The following is a 21,187-nucleotide window of genomic DNA, read 5'->3' as shown; positions in this document are numbered from 1 at the left end:
TCTCTCCTTAAATTAAAACGAACAAATTAGAAGCGGTAGTGTGCAAATGCACGGTTAGCTTCAGCCATACGGTGAACATCTTCACGCTTCTTAACTGCTGAACCAGTGTTGTTTGAAGCATCGATAATTTCGTTAGCTAAACGTTCATCCATAGTGTGTTCGTTACGTAAACGAGCGTATGAAACAAGCCATCTTAAACCTAAAGTAGTTCTTCTTTCAGGACGTACTTCAACTGGGATTTGGTAGTTTGAACCACCGATACGACGAGCTCTAACTTCCAAAACTGGCATAACGTTGTTCATAGCTTCTTCAAATACATCAAGTGGTTCCTTACCAGTCTTGTCTTGAACAATGTTGAAAGCATCGTAAAGGATTGAAGATGCCTTAGCTCTCTTACCATCGACCATTAAGTGGTTGATCAACTTAGTAACAAGCTTTGAGTTGTAAACTGGATCTGCTAAAACGTCTCTCTTAGTTACGTGACCTTTTCTAGGCATTATTTAACTCCTCCTTTAATCTTTCTTAGTACCGTACTTAGAACGGCTTTGCTTTCTGCCATCAACACCAGCAGTATCAAGGGCACCACGAACGATGTGGTAACGTACACCAGGAAGGTCCTTTACACGACCACCACGGATTAATACAACTGAGTGTTCTTGCAAGTTGTGGCCTTCACCTGGAATGTAAGCAGTAACTTCGATCAAGTTTGAAAGACGAACACGAGCGTACTTACGTAAAGCTGAGTTAGGCTTCTTTGGAGTCATAGTACCAACACGAGTTGCAACACCACGCATTTGTGGAGCTGGGTTGAATACTGATTCCTTCTTCATACTGTTGTAGCTGTAATTCAAAGCAGGTGACTTTGACTTAGTGACCTTTGAATGACGGCCTTTTCTTACCAATTGATTAATGGTTGGCATTAATTTTTCCTCCTAAAATACTATTTTGTTCACACATCCGGGAGTTTCTTTTTCACTCACGAATAGACTGTTCAAAACATACAAAGACTATTGTACTCGGTTTTAAGCAGAAAGCAAACTTTTTCAAAATAAAAAAAGAAAAATCGGCTATTTTTGCGTAATAAATAGTGGAGGTGTTTTTTTGAAATACTTATTTATTTTTACTAACTTTATAATTGGAAGTTGCTTGGCTTCTCACGCAGCAGTAGTTTACGAGCACTGGAATGATAAAAATTTTATTTACTCACGTTCTCAGTGCAACAACTGTCACCTTGAATTATCAATTTTGGATGAAATTCCATTATTATCTTATCTTTTTCTTCAAGGAAAATGTCGTTATTGTTATCAACAAATTCCAGTTGAATTATTTTTATTTGAATTAATTGGCGGCTTTGCCTTTTGTTTACTCGATTTTAGTAAGACACAGGACATTATTACCGCTATTTTGCTTTTTTCGCTTTTAGTCGTTGCAATCTCTGATTATCAAAAGCAAGAATTTGATCTTCTCCTACTAATTCCAGCCATTAGCGTTGCGATTTTATTCAACCAATTTGCAGCTTTTACATTAATCGACTGGATCTCTTTTACATTATTGCTAGGAATTTTTAGCTATAGCATAATGCAAAGAAAAATGGGGCTAGGCGATTTATTAATTTACTTAATTATCGCTTGCTACTTCACCCCATCATTTGCCAATTTAGTTTTTCTATTTGCTTCAATCTTGGTAATTGCAATTTTTCTTATTGAAAAAACTCCTATTAACCATCGCTATCCATTTATTCCATATATTTTCCTAGGATTAGTACTAACCCAATTAATTTTTTAGACAAAAAATAAGCATTCCCGCTCTTAAAAGATTGGAAATGCTTATTTATTTTCAATAAAGCTTAGTCTTGCTTAGCTTTATCCTTTTCTTTCATTTGCTTTTCAATATCAGCAATTGAGTATACTGAATCTGGCTTCTTAACGTCAGCTTCAGGTTCCATGCTACGGTATACAGGCATACCAGTACCAGCTGGAATAATTTTACCGATAATAACGTTTTCCTTAAGTCCAAGAAGTGGATCATTCTTACCTCTAATAGATGCATCAGTAAGAACACGTGTGGTTTCCTGGAATGAAGCAGCTGACAAGAAACTGTTAGTTTCCAAAGCAGCCTTAGTAATACCCAAGATAACGCTTTGAGCAGTTGCTGGAATACCACCAGAAATAATAACTTCCTTGTTGCGGTCTCTAAATTGACCAATATCCATAACTTCACCTGGCAAGATGTCAGTTTCACCTGGATCAAGGACACGAACCTTTTGCAGCATTTGACGAGTTAACACTTCAACGTGCTTGTCGGCAATGTCTACACCCTGCATTCTATAAGCCTTTTGAACTTCAGCCAAGATGTACTTTTCAGTAGTTAATGTATCAGTAACTTGAATCAATTCCTTAGGATCAACAGAACCAAGAGTTAACTTGTCACCACGATGAACGTAGTCACCTTCGCTAACAGCAACTGAAGCTGTATAAGGAACACTGTAGCTTCTAGTATCAATCTTACCCTTAACAGTAATTTCACGAGTATGTTCTGCTGGGTTTTCTTGAATTGAATCAATTACACCATCAACTTCAGAAATGGTTGCACGACCCTTAGGGTTACGTGCTTCAAACAATTCTTGCACACGAGGCAAACCTTGAGTGATATCTTCAGCACCGGCAACACCACCGTTGTGGAAAGTTCTCAAAGTAAGCTGAGTACCTGGTTCACCAATTGATTGAGCAGCAACAGTACCAACTGCTTCACCAACTTCAACTTCTTCACCAGTAGCAAGGTTCATACCGTAACACTTGCGACATACGCCGTGAGGAGTATCACAGGTAAGAATTGAACGAATCTTAACGTGAGTTACACCTGCATCACAAATCTTGTGTGCCATGTTTTCATCCATCATGACATCTCTGCCGACAATAGTTTCGCCAGTTTCAGGATCTTTAACAGTCTCAGCAGTGAAACGACCAACCAAACGGTCAAATAATGGTTCGATCATTTCGTCACCTTCCATGATGGCACTAACTGTAATACCACGATCAGTACCACAATCGTCATCACGAATAATAACGTCCTGAGCAACATCAACCAAACGACGAGTCAAGTAACCTGACTGAGCAGTCTTCAATGCAGTATCAGTCATACCCTTACGAGCACCGTGAGTAGACATGAACAATTCCAATACTGACAAACCTTCCTTAAAGTTTGAAGTAACAGGAATTTCGAACAAACCACCGTTAGGAGTGGCCATCAAACCACGCATACCGGCTAACTGAGTAAAGTTAGAAATGTTACCACGGGCACCTGAGTCTGCCATGATTGAAATTGGATTACGAGGTGCGTGAATTTGTGCAATTTCGTTTTGGATCTTGTCCTTACATGCATTCCAAATACTAATTACTCGGTCGTGACGTTCTTGTTCAGTAATCAAACCACGTCTAAATTGCTTAGAAACAACATCAACTTGTTTACGTGCCTTGGCTACCTTTTCATCCTTATCTTGGATTTCTGGAACGTCAGTCATACCAATAGTAATACCTGAAGTAGTTGAGCTAGTGTAGCCTAACTTCTTCAAATCATCCAAGTATTCTGAAGTTCTTTGAACCTTGTAATACTTGTAAATAGTAGCAATAGAATCTGACAAGAAGCTTCCCTTAAATGGACTAGCGATTAAATCATCGCCTACTTCATCGATCTTCTTATCAATCTCTTCGCCTTCACCTAAGAAGTACTTAGCATCCAACGGATTGTTCAAGTTCTCTTCAGTTGGTTCATTGATATAGAAGTAATCATCTGGGAACAATTGATTGAAGACAATCTTACCATAAGTGGTAATAAAGATGCCGTGTTCATGTCCCTTAGGCCATGGCTTTTTAGGCATAGCATCTGCAGACATACCAATAATGGTATGGTAGTGAATATCGCCATTTTCGTAAGCTACAGCAGCTTCTGCTGGTGAGCTGAAGATCATACCTTCACCTTCACGACCACGTTCGGCCTGAGTTAACCAGTAGTTACCCAAAACGATATCCTGTGATGGAGTAACAATTGGCTTACCATCCTTAGGAGCCAAAATGTGGTGAGCAGCCAACATTAACAATCTTGATTCAGCAACAGCTTCATCAGAAAGTGGTACGTGAATAGCCATCTGGTCACCATCGAAGTCGGCATTGTAGGCTTCACAAGCTAATGGGTGAAGTCTAATTGACTTACCTGGTACCAAGATTGGCTCAAAGGCTTGAATACTCAAACGGTGAAGAGTAGGTGCACGGTTTAAAAGAACTGGACGTTCCTTAATCACATCTTCAAGTACATCCCAGATATCGTCATCTTCACGGTCAATCTTACGCTTAGCATTCTTGATGTTTGATGCAATTCCACGTTTAACTAATTCATGCATTACAAATGGCTTGAACAATTCCAAAGCCATTGGACGTGGCACACCACATTGATAGAACTTCAATTTTGGTGAAACATCGATAACTGAACGACCAGAGTAGTCAACACGCTTACCAAGCAAGTTTTGACGGAAACGTCCTTGCTTACCCTTAAGCATATGTGAAAGTGACTTCAATGGACGGTTACCTGGTCCAACAACTGGACGACCACGACGACCGTTATCAATTAAAGCATCAACAGCTTCTTGAAGCATACGCTTTTCGTTTTGAACAATAATATTAGGTGCGTTCAAATCAAGCAATCTCTTCAAACGGTTGTTACGGTTGATTACACGTCTGTACAAATCGTTCAAATCTGAAGTTGCAAAACGGCCACCTTCAAGTTGAACCATTGGACGAAGATCTGGTGGAATTACTGGAACGGCATCCATTACCATCCATTCAGGCTTGTTACCTGAATTCTTGAAGGCATCCAAGATATCTAACCGTCTAATTGCACGCGTACGTTTTTGACCAGTGGCAGTTTGAAGTTCTTTCTTCAAATCCTTAACTTCTTTATCAAGGTCAACTTTCTTAAGCAAATCGCGAACAGCTTCAGCACCCATCTTAGCTTCAAAACGGTTACCGTACTTAGCTTTTTGTTCACGGTATTCAGCTTCAGTTAATAATTGCTTAGGTTCAAGGTCAGTATCACCTGGATCAATTACAATGTATGCAGCAAAGTAAATAACTTCTTCAAGTAATCTTGGAGAAATGTCCAAAACTAATCCCATTCTTGATGGGATACCCTTAAAGTACCAAATGTGAGTTACAGGTGCAGCCAATTCAATATGACCCATACGTTCTCTTCTTACCTTTGAAGAAGTAACTTCAACACCACAACGGTCACAAACGATACCACGGTATCTAACGCCCTTGTACTTACCACAAGCACATGACCAATCTTTTGTTGGTCCAAAAATTCTCTCATCAAATAAGCCATCTTTTTCAGGCTTTAAAGTACGGTAGTTGATGGTCTCTGGCTTTTTAACTTCACCATATGACCAGCTTCTGATCTTGTTAGGTGATGCAAGACCAATTTGCATACTTTCAAACTTATTTACGTCGATCAAAAGTTTAACCTCCTACTATTTAGAAACTTTATCGTCAGACTTATCTGCAGGAGCTACCGGCTTATCTGCATTTTCTTTACTGTCTTTATCTTCTGATTTTCCAGTTTCTTCGGCTAACTTCTTCTTTTCTTGCTCTTCTGCCATCCGTGACAAAGTATCGATGTTCAAGTGTTCACTTGAGTCTTCATCCATATCACGAAGTTCAATTTCATTATGGTTCATATCAAGAACACGGATATCCAAACCTAATGATTGAAGTTCCTTAACAAGAACACGGAATGATTCTGGAACACCTGGCTTAGGAATCTTTTCACCCTTAACAATAGCTTCATATGCCTTTACACGACCAACAACGTCATCTGACTTGTAAGTCAAAATCTCTTGCAATGTGTAAGCAGCACCATAAGCTTCAAGGGCCCAAACTTCCATTTCACCAAAACGCTGACCACCAAATTGTGCTTTACCACCAAGTGGTTGTTGAGTAACCAATGAGTAAGGCCCAATTGAACGTGCGTGGATCTTGTCGTCAACCATGTGGGTCAACTTCAAGTAGTGCATAACACCTACAGATACACGGTTGTGGAATGGTTCACCGGTACGACCATCATAAACAACGGTCTTACCATCTTTATCAACACCTGCTTGACGAACTGTGTCCCAAACGTCATTTTCGTCAGCACCATCAAATACTGGTGTTGCAACGTGAATGCCCAATTGACGAGCAGCTGCACCTAAGTGCAATTCAAGAAGCTGTCCGATGTTCATACGTGATGGAACACCCATTGGGTTTAAACAAATATCTACTGGAGTACCATCTGGTAAGTATGGCATGTCTTCTTCTGGAACAACTGCAGCAACAGTACCCTTGTTACCGTGACGACCAGACATCTTGTCCCCAACTTGAATCTTTCTCTTTTGAGCGATGTAAACACGAACCATTGTGTTAACACCTGGTGAAAGTTCATCGCCGGCTTCACGAGTATAAACCTTAACGTCTTGAACAATACCGCCACCACCGTGTGGTACACGAAGTGAAGTATCACGAACTTCACGAGCTTTTTCACCGAAAATAGCGTGAAGTAATCTTTCTTCAGCAGATAATTCAGTTACACCCTTAGGAGTTACCTTACCTACCAAAATGTCGCCATCGTGGACTTCTGCACCAACACGAACGATACCATCAGCATCAAGATCCTTCAAAGCATCCTCACCAATATTAGGAAGTTCTCTAGTAATTTCTTCTGGACCTAACTTAGTGTCACGAGCTTCTGATTCATAATCTTCAATACTGATTGAAGTATAAACATCATCCTTAACTAATCGTTCAGAAAGCATGATGGCATCTTCATAGTTGTACATATTCCAAGTCATGAAGGCAATCAATGGGTTTTGACCTAAAGCAAGTTCGCCATGATCCATAGTTGGACCGTTAGCAATTACATCACTCTTGTCAACATGATCACCTAATTTAACATTAGGAGTTTGGTTGTATGACTTAGAGTTATTTGAACGACGGTACTTTTCAAGTGTGTATTTGTCCAAAGTACCATCTTCACGTCTAATACGGATTTCATTAGCATCAACGTATTCAACTACACCAGCAGCCTTAGCGATTAAAGCAGCACCTGAATCGTGTGCAGCACGGTATTCCATACCAGTACCAACAAGTGAACCATGCGGATTAATTAATGGTGCAGCCTGACGTTGCTGGTTGGCACCCATCAAAGCACGGTTAGAGTCATCGTTTTCAAGGAATGGAATACATGCTGAAGCGACAGAAACAACTTGCTTAGGAATAACGTCCATGTAGTCAATCTTATCTGGAGAAACTTCGACGTTATCTTCCTTTTGACGAGCCAAGATCAACTTCTCCTTAAATGAACCATCATCATTCAATGGAGTGTTGGCACCAGCGATAATGTAATTATCTTCTTCGTCGGCAGTCAAATAGTCGATCTTATCAGTAACCTTGTGGTCCTTCCAAGAAACACGACGGTATGGGGTTTCGATAAAACCATACTTATTAATAATCGCATATGAAGCAAGTGAGTTGATCAACCCAATGTTAGGACCTTCTGGAGTTTCGATAGGACACAAACGACCATAGTGAGTATAGTGAACGTCACGAACTTCATAACCAGCACGGTCACGGGTCAAACCACCAGGCCCTAAGGCTGACATACGACGTTTATGAGTCAATTCACCTAATGGGTTATGTTGATCCATAAACTGTGAAAGTTGTGATGAACCAAAGAATTCCTTAATACTTGCAACAATTGGACGAATGTTGATCAATTGTTGTGGAGTAACTGTTGAAGGATCTTGGATTGACATTCTTTCACGAACAACACGTTCCATACGTGCCAAACCAATTCTAAATTGGTTTTGAAGAAGTTCACCAACACGACGAATACGACGGTTACCCAAGTGGTCGATATCATCAGTAGTACCAATCTCATCTTGCAATGCAAAGAAGTAATTGATTGAAGCTAAAACATCAGCTGGAGTCAAATGCTTAACGTTATCAGCAATATGACCATTTGACATTAATTTAACTTCACGTTCAGGGTCTACCTTTGAGTAAACCTTAATTTCTTGAACTGTAATAGGATCTGGTAATACGCCTTCCTTTGAAGGTTGGTAAGTTACCATCTTAAAGTCATCACGATCAAGGTATGGAGCTAACTTATCCATTACTTCGTGGGTAACTACAGTACCCTTCTTAGCAACAATTTCCCCAGTATCTGGATCAGCTAAAGTTTCAGCTAAAGTTTGACCGTATAAACGGTTCTTAAGTGAAAGCTTCTTATTGATCTTGTAACGACCTACAGGTGCTAAATCGTAACGACGTGGATCAAAGAAACGGGCATACAAAAGTGAACGTGAAGAATCAGTAGTCTTTGGTTCACCTGGACGAAGTCTTTCATAGATATCCTTTAAGGCTTCAGCTACACGTGAATCAGCTGGGTTCTTATGAACATCCTTGTCCAAAGTGAATTGCAAAGTATCACTTTGACCAAACATATCAATAATGTCACTGTCAGAGCCAATACCCATTGCTCTAATCAATACAGTAAGAGGCAATTTACGAGTACGGTCTACACGAACAAATGAAACGTTCTTTGCGTCGGTTTCATATTCAAGCCAAGCACCACGGTTAGGAATAACAGTAGTACCAAAGATTTGACGACCATTCTTGTCATAATCGCCAGTGTAATATACACCAGGTGATCTTACCAATTGTGAAACGATAACTCTTTCAGCACCGTTAACAATAAATGAACCTGATTCGGTCATTAATGGCAAATCACCAAAGAAAACATCTTGAGTCTTAATTTCACCAGTTTCTTGGTTAGTCAATTTCAAGGTAACGTGCATTGGTGCAGCATAAGTTGCATCATGGTTACGGGCTTCATCAACTGTATACTTTGGCTTTTGCAATTTATAGCCAACATATTCTAATGAAAGCTTACCTGAGAAATCGCTAATCGGCATAATGTCATCAAAGACTTCTTTAATGCCTTTATCAAGAAACCACTTATATGATTCGGTTTGAACATCAGTTAAGTTAGGTAACTTCAATACTTCCTTAATGCGGGAGAAGCTACGTCTAGTTCGATGTTTACCGTAGTTCACTACGTGTCCATTTAACAAGGAAAAACATCCTTTCTGTCTAAGAAAGCAAATATTACATTTCTGTTACAAATTCAAAAAACTGCAATTTTAGGCATAAAAAAGACAAAAACAACAATTGTCGTTTTTGTCCCTTATCATTTTGCTGGACAATAGATCAGCAAAATCCTGAATCTCAGTCTTTTTAAATCAGCAAAAATTATATGATATTTTCAGCATTTTGTCAAGGTATAGCACCAATATCACTTGACTTTTACAGTTTCTTTCTTCGGATTAACTACTTCAAATTTCAAATGTCCATGCTGACTACCAATTTTCAAAGTGTCGCCTGACTTAACTTCGCCTACAATCAACATCTCGGCAATCTTGTCTTCAATATCATTTTGAATTGCTCTTCTCAATGGTCGAGCACCATTTTCTGGATCATAACCATCTTGTGCAATCTGATCCAGTGCTGCCCGTGATAGCTTCAATTCGATACCCTTCTTTTGCAAACGAACTACCAGCTTGTGCGTTAACAAAGTTACAATATTGCGCAGCTGCTTCTTATCTAGTTCATCGAAAATAATAGTTTCATCGATTCTGTTTAAAAATTCTGGGCGGAAGAATTGTTTGATTGCTTGTTCAACTTTAGCTGATCTCGCCTTGGCTGGATCTGCATTATCTGCATTGAAGCCGACTGCCTTATTATCAAAGAGCGAACGAGAACCTAAATTAGAAGTCATGATTATAATTGTATTTCTAAAGTCAACTTTTCTACCTTTGGAGTCAGTCAAAAATCCTTCATCTAAAACCTGCAAAAGCAAGTTAAAGACATCTGGATGAGCTTTTTCTACTTCGTCAAGCAAAATAACCGAGTATGGATGACGACGAACCTTTTCAGATAATTGACCGCCTTCTTCATAACCGACATAACCTGGTGCTGAGCCGATTAATTTGCTTGAAGCAATTTGGTCCATATATTCAGACATATCTAGCCTAATCAAATTGTCTTCCGAGCCAAACATTGCTGCTGCAACTGATTTAGCCAATTCTGTCTTACCAACTCCAGTTGGTCCTAGGAAAAGGAATGATCCAATTGGACGTCGCTCATCCTTGATGCCACTTCTACTACGACGAATAGCACGGGCAACTGCAGAAACAGCTTTATCTTGTCCAATCACGCGTTGATGCAAGATCTTTTCCAAGTTAGCCAATTGCCGTGACTCATTACGCTTCATTTGAGTAACAGGGACGCCAGTCCAGTCGGAAACCACTTTAGCAATATCTTCTGGCTCAACCACAGCTTTAGCACTAACTTTGTCTTTCAACTTCTCTACCATTGCTTCACGTTGCATTTCTAAGTTGTTCTGCTCATCCTGCAATTGAGCAGCTTTAACAAAGTTTTGACTAGCGGCAGACATATTCTTTTGCGTAATCAGTTTCTTAATTTGCTCATTAACTTTTTCTAGCTCAGCATCATTGCTAATGTTATTACGAATCTTAACTGCGGCACTAGCTTCATCTACTAAGTCAATCGCCTTATCTGGCAAAAAGCGATCCGAAATATAGCGCGTTGACAAATCAACTGCATCCTTCAAGCTCTCATCAGAAATAGTCACATGATGGAACTTTTCATATTTCGACTTCAAGCCACGCATAATTGTCAAAGTATCATCTCTTGAAGGCTCACTTAAGCGCACTTGTTGAAAACGACGTGCCAAAGCTTGATCTTTTTCAATGTACTTTTGATATTCATTAAAAGTAGTTGCACCAATCATTTGAATATCGCCACGAGCAAGCGAAGGCTTCAATATATTAGAAGCATCAATTGCACCTTCAGCACCACCAGCACCAATTAAAGTATGCATTTCATCAACAAAGAGAATGACATTGCCATCCTTGGTGACTTCGTTCAGGATTTTCTTCATTCTGTCTTCAAACTCACCACGATACTTAGTCCCAGCAACCAAACTACCTAAATTTAAGGCCATTACCCGTTTCTTAAGCATATCCTGTGGCACTTTTTTGTTGACAATCTCAGTTGCAATCGCTTCAGCAACAGCAGTCTTACCAACTCCTGGTTCACCAACTAAGACAGGATTATTCTTAGTCCGTCGAGACAAAATTTGAATCACACGCTTAATTTCTTGGTCACGGCCAATCACCGGATCAATCTCGCCATTACGCACACGTTGATTTAAATTAACTGCTACCTTATCTAAGTTAGGAGTAGTGCTCTTGCTCTTCTTTTGACCAGTCGTCGTGTTATCATCACCCAGCCAATTAGCTGAATCACCAAAGTCTTGGTCTTGACTCAAACTGTCTTCAACATCCTGCTGCAAGCGAGGAATATCAACATTCAAGTTTTTCAAAATCATTGCTGATAAAACCTGCTCACTTGCAGTAATTCCCAGCAAAACATGATTAGTGTTAACTTCCTTAACTCCATCGTCATTAGCTCGTCTTCTAGCATAATCCAAAGCTAAACTCAAACGTGGTGACATTTCCATGTAGCTTGTCTTAGGGGCAGAGCCATAACCGGTATAACGCTCAATCTCTTCACGTACTGCAGTTGGTGTTAATCCCCATGAACGCAAGATTTTTCCTGCTTCACCGTCAGTTTCAATTACTAGAGCCAATAAAACATGTTCTGTGCCAATCAAGCGATGATGAAAATTTTGTGCTTGTTCACGTGCAATTTTCAATACTTGATTAACGCTCTTACTATATGAATTTTCCATACAAACACCACCCTTTAAAATACGTTATGGTATTTTACTTTTCTTTTGTCAGTAAGTAAAACAATTTGACTTATCTTCAACTTCATTATGTCCAATTCTAATAATTACGCAAAAATTGCTTTCGCTATTTCAGTTAAATACTTTTTATCAATTTCGTCAAAATTAGCTAGCTTGGTCGAATCAAAATCAAAGACGCCCCAAAGTTTTCCCTGATTAAAAATTGGGACAACGATTTCCGAATTTGAAGCACTATCACAAGCAATGTGACCAGCAAATTCATGTACATCCTTAACAATCTGCGTTGTTTTTGCTTGTGCAGCCGTACCACAAACACCTTTTCCCATTTGAATATGAACACATGCTGGCATCCCCTGAAATGGACCTAATATCAGTTCACCATTTTCATAGCGATAAACACCCGCAAAATTTACATCGTTTAACGAATTAAACAAAAGAGCTGACAAATTGGCTGTATTAGCAATCCAATCATCTTCTCCCTCAATCAAAGCTCTAGCTTGCTCCACTAATAATTTGTATTTTTCTTCAGTAGTTGCAGTCATTTTTAATCTCCCTTTAAGTTTTAAAAGATATTATAGCAAAAAGAAAAAAGCTACCCAAACGGATAGCTTGTATATCGGGAAAATCGGACTTGAACCGGCGACCTCTACGTCCCGAACGTAGCGCTCTACCAAACTGAGCTATTTCCCGTAAAAAAAGACTCACCACTTGGTGAGCCTTCTATCTTGGAGCGGAAGACGGGATTCGAACCCGCGACCCCCACCATGGCAAGGTGATGTTCTACCACTGAACTACTTCCGCAACAGCAAGTATAATTATAGCAGGTATCTGATACATTGCAATAGTTTTTTGTAAAAAATTCAAAAAGTTTTCTTACATCTAAAACTGCATATATGGAAAAATAAAAAGCTCATCCAAAGATGAGCTTTTGTCTTGGAGCGGAAGACGGGATTCGAACCCGCGACCCCCACCATGGCAAGGTGATGTTCTACCACTGAACTACTTCCGCGATACAAAAAGTATTATAGCAAAGATTATTCTCTTTGCAAATACTTTTTGAGAAAAAGTTGAATTACTTAGCTTCAAAATAGTAACTATCAAAGGTCAGCTCTAAGTCCAACTTAATATTACCGGTACCGCTCTTAGAATTCTTAGGCACATGAATTTCACTGATGGTATCGCCATCTTTGTCTACTAGATCATAATTTCTGTTCCTTTTACTTGGCTTAAAATTATTGACTCTTACATGTGCTTTAAAATCATAATCGTGAACTGGAAGCTTGCCCTTATGTGAAAGCATTGAACGATTCCAATTAGTACCACGTGCTTCATTAATAATATTAGGGTTAACAAAAGAAATATTGCTAAATTTAAATTTAGGTTTATTACCTACAAAAGCAGACTTTTTAGCTGACTTTAAAGTTAAATTCTTTAAGAAAATATTCTTAACTTGCTTTACTGAATATGGTGAAGCTGGATCGTGATCATAATCTTTGTGAGATAAAACTTTTAATCCATCTTTATCACAACGAACCTTAATAACCCAGAAACTATATCCGCTGTCTTTACCAGCCGGAATGTCAACGGAGCCTTGAATATTATCTCGAATTGCCGCATCCGTTCTAGGATTATTAATAGTCGAATAGAAAGTCAATCTTAGGTTTTGGTCACTTGGCTTTTTCCAATTCTTTACATACATTTCATTTGCAATTGTATAAGTACCGTAAGGCATATGATCAAAATCATGATATTGATCATTGTAAATAATAAATGTATGTTCATACCAAGTCCCAGGTTGTGACTCATCTAAAATTTCTGCACGAGCTCCGTTTTTTAACAATTCACGCTCATTAAAAAATTTATTTATCAATTGTTCAGATGAAGCATGATAATCTTCATCATCATCATCTGCTTTAACTGCTTGATTAGTAGTTAATCCTATAGCCACTAAACTAAAAAAGAATAACGCTAAAAACAGAGATCCAATCTTTTTTAATTTCATAAATCTATCCCTCCAAAAATAAAATCATTTGCAGTTTATAACCAAAGCACCTTTATGTCAACAGTCCTTGAATAAACAAAAAATCTCATACCCATGTTTCAAAACACAGATATGAGATTTATTTTTATATCAAAATTTGATATTACTTGTTTTCTTTATTCTTCTTTTCCATATCAGCCTTAACTTCAGCTTCTACGCTTTCAACACGTTCTGGACGCATTGTTGGGAACAAAAGAACATCACGAATAGCTGGAGCATCAGTCAAAAGCATTACCAAACGGTCAATACCGATACCCAAACCACCTGTAGGTGGCATACCGTATTCCATAGCACGAAGGTAATCTTCATCGATCATGTCAGCTTCGTCGTTACCTGCTTCACGTTCTTCCATTTGAGCTTCGAAACGTTCACGTTGGTCGTCAGGATCGTTCAATTCTGAGAAGGCGTTACCGTATTCTTCACCCATGATGTAAATTTCGAAACGATCAGTAAATCTTGGATCGTCAGCATTCTTCTTAGCAAGTGGTGAGATTTCTACTGGGTGACCGTAAACGAAGGTTGGGTCAACAATAGTTTCTTCACAGTACTTTTCAAAGAAGGCGTTAATAATGTGACCAACTTTCCAGAACTTTTCAACGTGGATGTCGTGGTCTTCCGCAATCTTAGTTGCTTCTTCAAGGGTCATTGGCTTCCAGAAGTCAACGCCAGTCTTTTCCTTGATCAAATCAACCATGTGAACGCGACGGAATGGCTTGCCTAAGTCAATGTCAGTACCTTGGTAAGTGATCTTACCGTCATCTGAAACAACCTTAGCTGCAGCACGGATAATACCTTCAGCTTCATCCATAACATCATGGTAGTCCCAGTATGCTGCGTAACTTTCAAGTTCAGTAAATTCTGGGTTGTGGTGAGTGTCCAAACCTTCGTTTCTGAATACACGGCCGATTTCGTAAACACGTTCCATATCACCAACAATCAAACGCTTAAGTGGAAGTTCCAAAGCAATTCTCATGTAAAGATTGATATCTAAGGCGTTGTGGTGAGTAATAAATGGACGAGCTTCAGCACCACCAGGAATGTTGTGAAGTACTGGAGTTTCAACCTCCAAGAAGTTTTGACCATTTAAGTAGTCACGAATAGCTTGGATAATTTGGGTACGGTGAACAAAACGCATGTAACTATCATGGTTGGTAATCAAATCAAGGTAACGTTGACGATAAATTGCCTCAACGTCCTTTAAACCATGGTACTTATCTGGTAATGGACGAAGAGCCTTTGATAAGAAAGTTACGTGAAGGGCTCTAATAGTAAGCTCTCCAGTATCAGTCTTCATAACTTCACCCTCAATACCTAAGAAATCACCAATATCAGATTTCTTAAAGATCTTGTAGTTATCTTCGCCAACAATATCCTTACGTACATAAATTTGAATCTTACCAGTACGGTCATAAAGATCAGCAAAACCAACCTTACCCTTACCACGTTTTGCAAGCATACGACCTGCAATTTTGGTCTTAGGCATATCAGCGTTTAATTCTTCCTTATCTTCATTGCCATACTTTTCTTCCAAAGTACTTGCCAAATCTTGACGATCAAATTTTCTTCGGCCAAATGGTTCAATTCCGTTTTCACGTAATTCTTCCATCTTTTGGCGACGGACTATTAATTGGTCGTTCATTTCATTCTTTGCCAATTTATCTTTCCTCCATTATTTGTTCATTACCGCGCGTCGTGCAGCACGAGCTTCTTCTCTTTTTTCATATTCATCAACAAAATTATCGAGCAAGTCATATACTTCTTGACGCGTCCAGACCTCATTTATTTTAGCACGAGTACGGGCCGAACGGGGAATTCCCTTTAAATAGTATGCAGCTTGTTGTCGAAATTCTGGTACAGCACGCTTTTCACCGTGAATCTTAACGAGTGCATGTAACTGGTGTTTGGCCGTTTCAACCTTCTCGCGAACAGTTTGCGGTTGTAATTTTTCACCAGTTTCAAGATAGTGAACCATATCCTTCAGAATCCACGGATTACCTAAGGCAGCACGACCGACCATTACTGCAGTACAACCGATCTCATCCAATGCTTTTTTAGCTAATTCGGGTGTTCTAATATCACCATTAGCCACAAAAGGCACATCTAGCACCTGGGCAACATCATGTAATACTTTCCAGTCAGCTTCACCTTGATACATTTGTTTACGTGTTCTACCATGCATCGCAATCATGCTTGCGCCTGCTTCTTGAGCAGCTAAAGCATTTTCTACAGCAAAAATATGCTTTTTATCCCAGCCTGTTCTCATTTTAACAGAAACCGGCTTTTTAACGTTCTGCACTACTGCGTGAACCATCTGATAAATCTTGTTTGAATCAAGTAGCCACTTCGAACCTGCATCAGTCTTTGTTACTTTAGGTACAGGACAACCCATATTAATATCAATAATATCCGCATCGGTATGTTGATCAATATATTGAGCAGCTTGAAGCAAAGTTTCCTCGCTTCCGCCAAAGATTTGAATGCTCATTGGGTGTTCACGCGGATCAACATCCATCATACTTAATGTCTTTTTATTTCCATAAATGATCCCATGATCAGAAATCATTTCGCAGACAACCAGCCCCGCTCCGAATTCCTTACAGACAACGCGGAATGCAGAGTTTGAAACTCCCGCCATCGGCGCAACAACAACTCGGTTTGGAATGGTGATATCGCGAATTTTCCAGCTGTTATTCACCAAATCATCCTTTCAAAATTACACTATTATGATATCAAAAAAGCCCCGCTGGTTAAAACCTTAGGGCTTTATTTGCCTTAATAATCTTTATCTTTGTTCTTTTTAGCTAAAATATCTTTCAATTCATCTTCTGAATAATGATACTTGTTACCGCAGAAATTGCAAGTAAGTTCGGCACCATGATCTTCATTAATCATTGCTTCCAATTGATCGCTCTTCAAAGTTTCCAAAATACCAGCATACTTTTCTTTAGAACAATCACAGTTAAAGGCTACATCATCTTTTTCAAGAATCTTACAATCGGTTCCTAAGATTTTACGTGCTAAGTCTTCTGGCGTCATTCCATCCAAAAATGAAGTTGAGAGTGCTGGCAATGCATCAATTCGCTTAATCGTTTTATCGATCAAAGCATCACTAGCACCAGGAAGTGCTTGCAACATAAAGCCACCAGCTTCACCGATTGAATTATTTGGATTAACAAATACTGACAAACCAACAGCTGACGGAATTTGTTCTGACTTAGTCAAATAGTAAGCAAAATCTTCAGCAATTTCACCAGAAACAATTGGTACCTGACCTGTGTATGGTTCCTTCAAGCCAAGGTCCTTAGTTACTTCAAACCATCCTTGTCCAACAGCCTTTTTCACATCAATATGACCATTTTTCTTAGGTGGTAAAGCAATATGTGGATTCTTAACATAACCCTTTACCTTCAAATCGGAGGTAGCTGTCACGATGGTTGGACCAACAGGGCCATTGCCTAATAAACGGACTGTCAATTCTTCCTTATCTGTCAATTCTGCACCAGCAAGTAAAAGAGATCCTACTAAAGTACGACCAAGCACAGCAGCTGAAGCTGACCACAAGTCGTGCCGCTTTTGTGCTTCACTCACTACACCCTTAGCGGTAATGGTTAACAAGCGTAAGTTTTTAGTCTTATCAATTGACTTTACTAAATAATCACTCATTTTTATCCTTCTTTTCTAAAAAAATAGAGCCTGTGACAGGCCCTACTTTTATTTAATTGTCTTTATGCTCATCATCTGCAGAAGTATCTTGAGTTGAAGTTTCATTTTCTGATTGATCCTTTTCGGGATTCTCAGGATTATTTTCTTCAACTTCATGATTCTTTTCAGATGGAGTCTCCAAGGTATCTTTTTCTTGATCAGCTAATGCTTGATCTGAATCCTTTTTTTCTGCCTTTTCAACTTCGCGCTTCTCTGCAGCAGCCTTAGCTTCTTCATAAGTTGAAGCCTTTGATTCACTCGGATATTCATCTTCGTCTTTTTCAGGCATCTTACCAGTCTTATACAAGGCCATAATTTGCTTTTCATTCAAGGTTTCATACTTGAGCAAAGCTTCGGCAATGATTCTATGCTTTTCTTTGTTGTCCTTAACGATCTCAAGGGCCTTAGCATGAGCTTCATCCAAAATCTTCTTTACAGCTTCATCAATTTTAGCTGAAGTTGCTTCACTATATGGCTTAAAGCCGTAAGGATTGCTTTCGCCTTCCTTTTCAAGCTCAACCATACCTAAGGATTCGGTCATACCATAGTTAACTACCATGCTATGCGCAATTTGAGTAGCTTGTTCAAAGTCGTTAGAAGCACCAGTTGACTTATCACCAATGGTTGCTTCTTCACCTGCACGACCACCCATCAAACCAACAATTTGTTCAAATAATTGCTTTTTAGTCAAAATGAATTGATCATCTTTAGGCAACATGATGTTATAACCACCAGCACGGCCACGAGGTACGATAGTAACTTTACGTACAGTACGTGAGTCGCTTAAGACCAAACCACAGATTGAGTGACCAGCTTCGTGGAAAGCAACACGTCTTCTTTCTTTTTCAGAAATCAAACGATCCTTCTTAGCTGGACCGGCAATCACACGGTCTTCGGCTTCATCAATATCTGATGCAGTAATCTCAGTACCATTACGACGAGCAGCAACTAATGCGGCTTCATTCAAGACGTTAGCCAAATCTGCACCTACAAAGCCAGGAGTTTGACGGGCAACTTCCTTCAAATCAACATCAGGTGCAAGTGGCTTGTTCTTAGCGTGAACCTTTAAAATAGCTTCACGACCACGAACGTCAGGACGACCTACCAATACCTTACGGTCAAAACGACCAGGACGAAGCAAAGCTGGGTCTAAGACGTCTGAACGGTTAGTAGCAGCAATGACAATAACACCTTCATCGCCTTCAAAACCATCCATTTCAACCAATAATTGGTTCAAAGTCTGTTCACGTTCATCATTACCACCGCCGGTGCCATTGCCACGACGACGACCAATGGCATCAATTTCATCGATAAAGATAATACTTGGTGCATTTTTCTTGGCATTGTTAAACAGGTCACGTACACGACTAGCACCAACACCGACAAACATTTCAACGAAGTCTGAACCTGAGATTGAATAAAATGGCACGTTAGCTTCACCAGCTACAGCACGAGCAAGCAAAGTCTTACCAGTACCAGGAGGACCCTCAAGTAAAACACCAGATGGGATTCTTGCACCCAACTTAGTGTACTTAGATGGATCTTTCAAAAATTCAACTACTTCGACTAATTCTTGCTTTTCTTCTTCTTCACCGGCTACGTCAGAGAAACGAACCTTATTCTTAGAAGGATCTTCTGGCTTGACGTGTGAACGACCGAAATTCATTATTCCGCCGCCACCACCACGTCCAGCGCCACCTTGGTTCATCATCATCCAAAGCATGACGATAAACAAAACGGTTGGCACAAGCATGACAATGGTCGAAATCCAATTGCCAGATTGTGATTCTCCTTGAGTTGTCATCCGAGCATTACTTTTTTGTGCCAAGTTTTGCGCGTTAGAAACGGTAGAATCATTCTGTAACATGGTAGTAGAGAAGCGCGAAACTTTTCTACTTGAATTATTACTAAAGAAATCAAAACTATTATTTGATTGATTCTTTGTTGTTTGTGCAGTCTTGTAACTACCTGAAACAGTGTAAACACCATTAGCAGGTTGAACACTAAAGTTTTTAACTTTGCCTTGACGCAAATCTTTAACAAATTGTGAGTAACTGATATTCTCTGAGCTACCACTATTGTTAGAGCCGCCGAGTGCCCAGTTGATTCCCCATAGGAGCAGAAGGAACACAACTATATAGAAAAGGCCGTTTGAAAGCAGCCGATTCCGGTTATTCTTCATAAAAAACCTCCGCAAAGTCTTTAAGTTATACGTTTAAAATTCTATCACAAATTGGCTTGCAACCACTAACATTTTCACCTATTTTGAAGACTTCTTAATAAATGTATAGGAAATAATGTTTACCATCTGTGATAAAGTCTTGTTTTTGATAACATTTTTCTACAAAAACAGGTTCATTTTCAACATAAATTGAAATGCAGCAAGAGCGCAAGGCAAAGGGAATTGCCTTTTCTGCAAATTTCTTTTTCGCCTTAACTCGTTGACCATTTTTCAACAATAATTTGCTAGCAGGTACTAGACTTCCCGCAGTAAAATGTGCATCCCTTTCTAGCCAAAAGCTTCCTATTTCTTTCAAATCAGCTTGCCTATCAGTAGTTAGTAAATAATAAGCTCCGTTGAATTCAAATTGCTGATTCAGTTCGATACTAAATGGCTGCACAATTTTCTGTGGCTTATTTTCAACTAAATAACTATAACCTTGATAATCAATCACCTCAAAATTGCCCAAATTTTCATTTACCCGGCGATGATATTTTTGCCAGATTATCTTTTGCCAAAAAATATTTTTTTCTTCTGTAGATAAATCATTTAAGTTGTCCGTTTTAATTCGCCAAGCACCCAAAAATGGCTCAACCGTTCTCATACTATTCAACTGCTCATCCGCCAAATCCGTCAATTGACTCATTTTTTCACTAAAACGCAGTGCATTACTAATTAAATTAGGATTCTCCTCTTTTAATAATGGCACCACATGATGACGCAGTCGATTTCGAACAGTCTCATCCTCCGTATTAGTTGAATCTATTACATAGTCAATTTCACGCTCTTGATCATATTCGAGTAATTCTTGCTTACTATAGGCTAATAGTGGTCTAAGCAAAACAACGCCATGCATAGAGCCGATATCTTGCAAACTATTCATCTCTTCAGGATTTCCCGAGCGAATAAATTTGAGCAAAATATTTTCTAGCAAATCATCACCATGATGCGCAGTTAATAAATAGTTCATTCGCTCGCTATGAGCAACATTAGTCAAAAAATGATATCGTGCCTCTCGCGCCGCTGCCTCAATTCCCGTTTGGGGCTGATCATGTTTATCCCACTTGCCATTAAACAGGCAAATCTTCTTTTGAGCACAATAATTTTGCAAAACTTCTACTTCATATGAGCTATCCGCACGCAATTGATGATCAAAATGTGCCGCAAAAACAGTAAAACTTAGTTGTTTTTGCAAATTAACTAGCATATCTAGTAAAGCCATGGAATCCGGTCCCGCACTTGCGGCTACTAATAGTCTTTTATCCTTTAAGTCAATCTGATGTTGTTCAAAAAAATCATTAATTTTCATTATTTTTCTAACAAAAAATGGCCCTTTCGGACCA

General features: G+C 39.2%; 13 protein-coding genes and 3 tRNA genes. 1 reads left to right on the top strand and 15 read right to left on the bottom strand.

Features of this window, described 5'->3' with window-relative positions; genetic code table 11:
- Positions 1 to 26: 26 nt before the first annotated feature.
- Both rpsG and rpsL read right to left on the bottom strand, forming a co-directional pair.
- Positions 27 to 497: a 30S ribosomal protein S7 gene (gene rpsG / locus J6L97_RS01595; RefSeq protein ID WP_005720329.1), complete on the bottom strand. Its 471-nt coding sequence runs from the start codon at positions 495 to 497 to the stop codon at positions 27 to 29.
- Positions 498 to 512: 15 nt separating this feature from the next.
- The gene (gene rpsL / locus J6L97_RS01590) at positions 513 to 920 is read right to left on the bottom strand and encodes a 30S ribosomal protein S12 (protein WP_005720327.1); all 408 of its coding nucleotides are present in this window, start codon (positions 918 to 920) and stop codon (positions 513 to 515) included.
- Between the two features lie 181 nt (positions 921 to 1,101).
- Between rpsL and J6L97_RS01585 the strand changes: the two genes are divergently transcribed.
- Entirely contained in the window at positions 1,102 to 1,785 is a 684-nt protein-coding gene (locus J6L97_RS01585) for a prepilin peptidase (RefSeq protein ID WP_005720326.1), read from the top strand.
- Between the two features lie 61 nt (positions 1,786 to 1,846).
- Here J6L97_RS01585 and rpoC read toward each other — a convergent pair whose 3' ends face one another.
- The 13 genes from rpoC to tilS form a co-directional block, all read right to left on the bottom strand.
- On the bottom strand, positions 1,847 to 5,506 hold the full coding sequence (gene rpoC, locus J6L97_RS01580) for a DNA-directed RNA polymerase subunit beta' (RefSeq protein ID WP_013085813.1): 3,660 nt from the start codon (positions 5,504 to 5,506) through the stop codon (positions 1,847 to 1,849).
- 15 nt (positions 5,507 to 5,521) lie between these two features.
- The gene (gene rpoB / locus J6L97_RS01575) at positions 5,522 to 9,160 is read right to left on the bottom strand and encodes a DNA-directed RNA polymerase subunit beta (RefSeq protein WP_054832660.1); all 3,639 of its coding nucleotides are present in this window, start codon (positions 9,158 to 9,160) and stop codon (positions 5,522 to 5,524) included.
- 221 nt (positions 9,161 to 9,381) lie between these two features.
- The gene (locus J6L97_RS01570) at positions 9,382 to 11,862 is read right to left on the bottom strand and encodes an ATP-dependent Clp protease ATP-binding subunit (RefSeq protein WP_057726246.1); all 2,481 of its coding nucleotides are present in this window, start codon (positions 11,860 to 11,862) and stop codon (positions 9,382 to 9,384) included.
- Between the two features lie 104 nt (positions 11,863 to 11,966).
- Positions 11,967 to 12,422 (bottom strand): GAF domain-containing protein, encoded by a 456-nt coding sequence (locus tag J6L97_RS01565; protein WP_023488511.1) that lies wholly within the window; start codon positions 12,420 to 12,422, stop codon positions 11,967 to 11,969.
- A 74-nt stretch (positions 12,423 to 12,496) separates the two neighbouring features.
- Positions 12,497 to 12,570, bottom strand: a tRNA-Pro gene (locus J6L97_RS01560).
- 36 nt (positions 12,571 to 12,606) lie between these two features.
- Positions 12,607 to 12,681, bottom strand: a tRNA-Gly gene (locus tag J6L97_RS01555).
- 133 nt (positions 12,682 to 12,814) lie between these two features.
- Positions 12,815 to 12,889, bottom strand: a tRNA-Gly gene (locus J6L97_RS01550).
- Between the two features lie 63 nt (positions 12,890 to 12,952).
- Positions 12,953 to 13,882: a hypothetical protein gene (locus J6L97_RS01545; protein WP_057726248.1), complete on the bottom strand. Its 930-nt coding sequence runs from the start codon at positions 13,880 to 13,882 to the stop codon at positions 12,953 to 12,955.
- Positions 13,883 to 14,024: 142 nt separating this feature from the next.
- Positions 14,025 to 15,575 (bottom strand): lysine--tRNA ligase, encoded by a 1,551-nt coding sequence (lysS, locus tag J6L97_RS01540; RefSeq protein ID WP_054832658.1) that lies wholly within the window; start codon positions 15,573 to 15,575, stop codon positions 14,025 to 14,027.
- A gap of 15 nt (positions 15,576 to 15,590) precedes the next feature.
- Positions 15,591 to 16,616: a tRNA dihydrouridine synthase DusB gene (gene dusB, locus J6L97_RS01535; RefSeq protein WP_057726250.1), complete on the bottom strand. Its 1,026-nt coding sequence runs from the start codon at positions 16,614 to 16,616 to the stop codon at positions 15,591 to 15,593.
- 77 nt (positions 16,617 to 16,693) lie between these two features.
- Positions 16,694 to 17,584: an Hsp33 family molecular chaperone HslO gene (gene hslO / locus J6L97_RS01530; RefSeq protein WP_054832657.1), complete on the bottom strand. Its 891-nt coding sequence runs from the start codon at positions 17,582 to 17,584 to the stop codon at positions 16,694 to 16,696.
- Positions 17,585 to 17,636: 52 nt separating this feature from the next.
- Positions 17,637 to 19,805: an ATP-dependent zinc metalloprotease FtsH gene (gene ftsH, locus J6L97_RS01525; RefSeq protein WP_057726252.1), complete on the bottom strand. Its 2,169-nt coding sequence runs from the start codon at positions 19,803 to 19,805 to the stop codon at positions 17,637 to 17,639.
- Positions 19,806 to 19,899: 94 nt separating this feature from the next.
- Positions 19,900 to 21,153 (bottom strand): tRNA lysidine(34) synthetase TilS, encoded by a 1,254-nt coding sequence (tilS, locus tag J6L97_RS01520; RefSeq protein WP_057726254.1) that lies wholly within the window; start codon positions 21,151 to 21,153, stop codon positions 19,900 to 19,902.
- Positions 21,154 to 21,187 lie beyond the last annotated feature (34 nt).

This window comes from Lactobacillus crispatus (assembly GCF_018987235.1).
Taxonomy (GTDB): Bacteria; Bacillota; Bacilli; order Lactobacillales; family Lactobacillaceae; genus Lactobacillus; species Lactobacillus crispatus.
This window is presented reverse-complemented; position numbering and strand designations above follow the sequence as displayed.

Excerpts from the sequence above, each read along its gene's own strand:
- rpsG (WP_005720329.1), bottom strand. The coding sequence starts at position 497 with ATGCCTAGAAAAGGTCACGTAACTAAGAGAGACGTTTTAGCAGATCCA.
- rpsL (WP_005720327.1), bottom strand. The coding sequence starts at position 920 with ATGCCAACCATTAATCAATTGGTAAGAAAAGGCCGTCATTCAAAGGTC.
- J6L97_RS01570 (WP_057726246.1), bottom strand. The coding sequence starts at position 11,862 with ATGGAAAATTCATATAGTAAGAGCGTTAATCAAGTATTGAAAATTGCA.
- J6L97_RS01565 (WP_023488511.1), bottom strand. The coding sequence starts at position 12,422 with ATGACTGCAACTACTGAAGAAAAATACAAATTATTAGTGGAGCAAGCT.
- J6L97_RS01545 (WP_057726248.1), bottom strand. The coding sequence starts at position 13,882 with ATGAAATTAAAAAAGATTGGATCTCTGTTTTTAGCGTTATTCTTTTTT.
- hslO (WP_054832657.1), bottom strand. The coding sequence starts at position 17,584 with ATGAGTGATTATTTAGTAAAGTCAATTGATAAGACTAAAAACTTACGC.
- ftsH (WP_057726252.1), bottom strand. The coding sequence starts at position 19,805 with ATGAAGAATAACCGGAATCGGCTGCTTTCAAACGGCCTTTTCTATATA.
- tilS (WP_057726254.1), bottom strand. The coding sequence starts at position 21,153 with ATGAAAATTAATGATTTTTTTGAACAACATCAGATTGACTTAAAGGAT.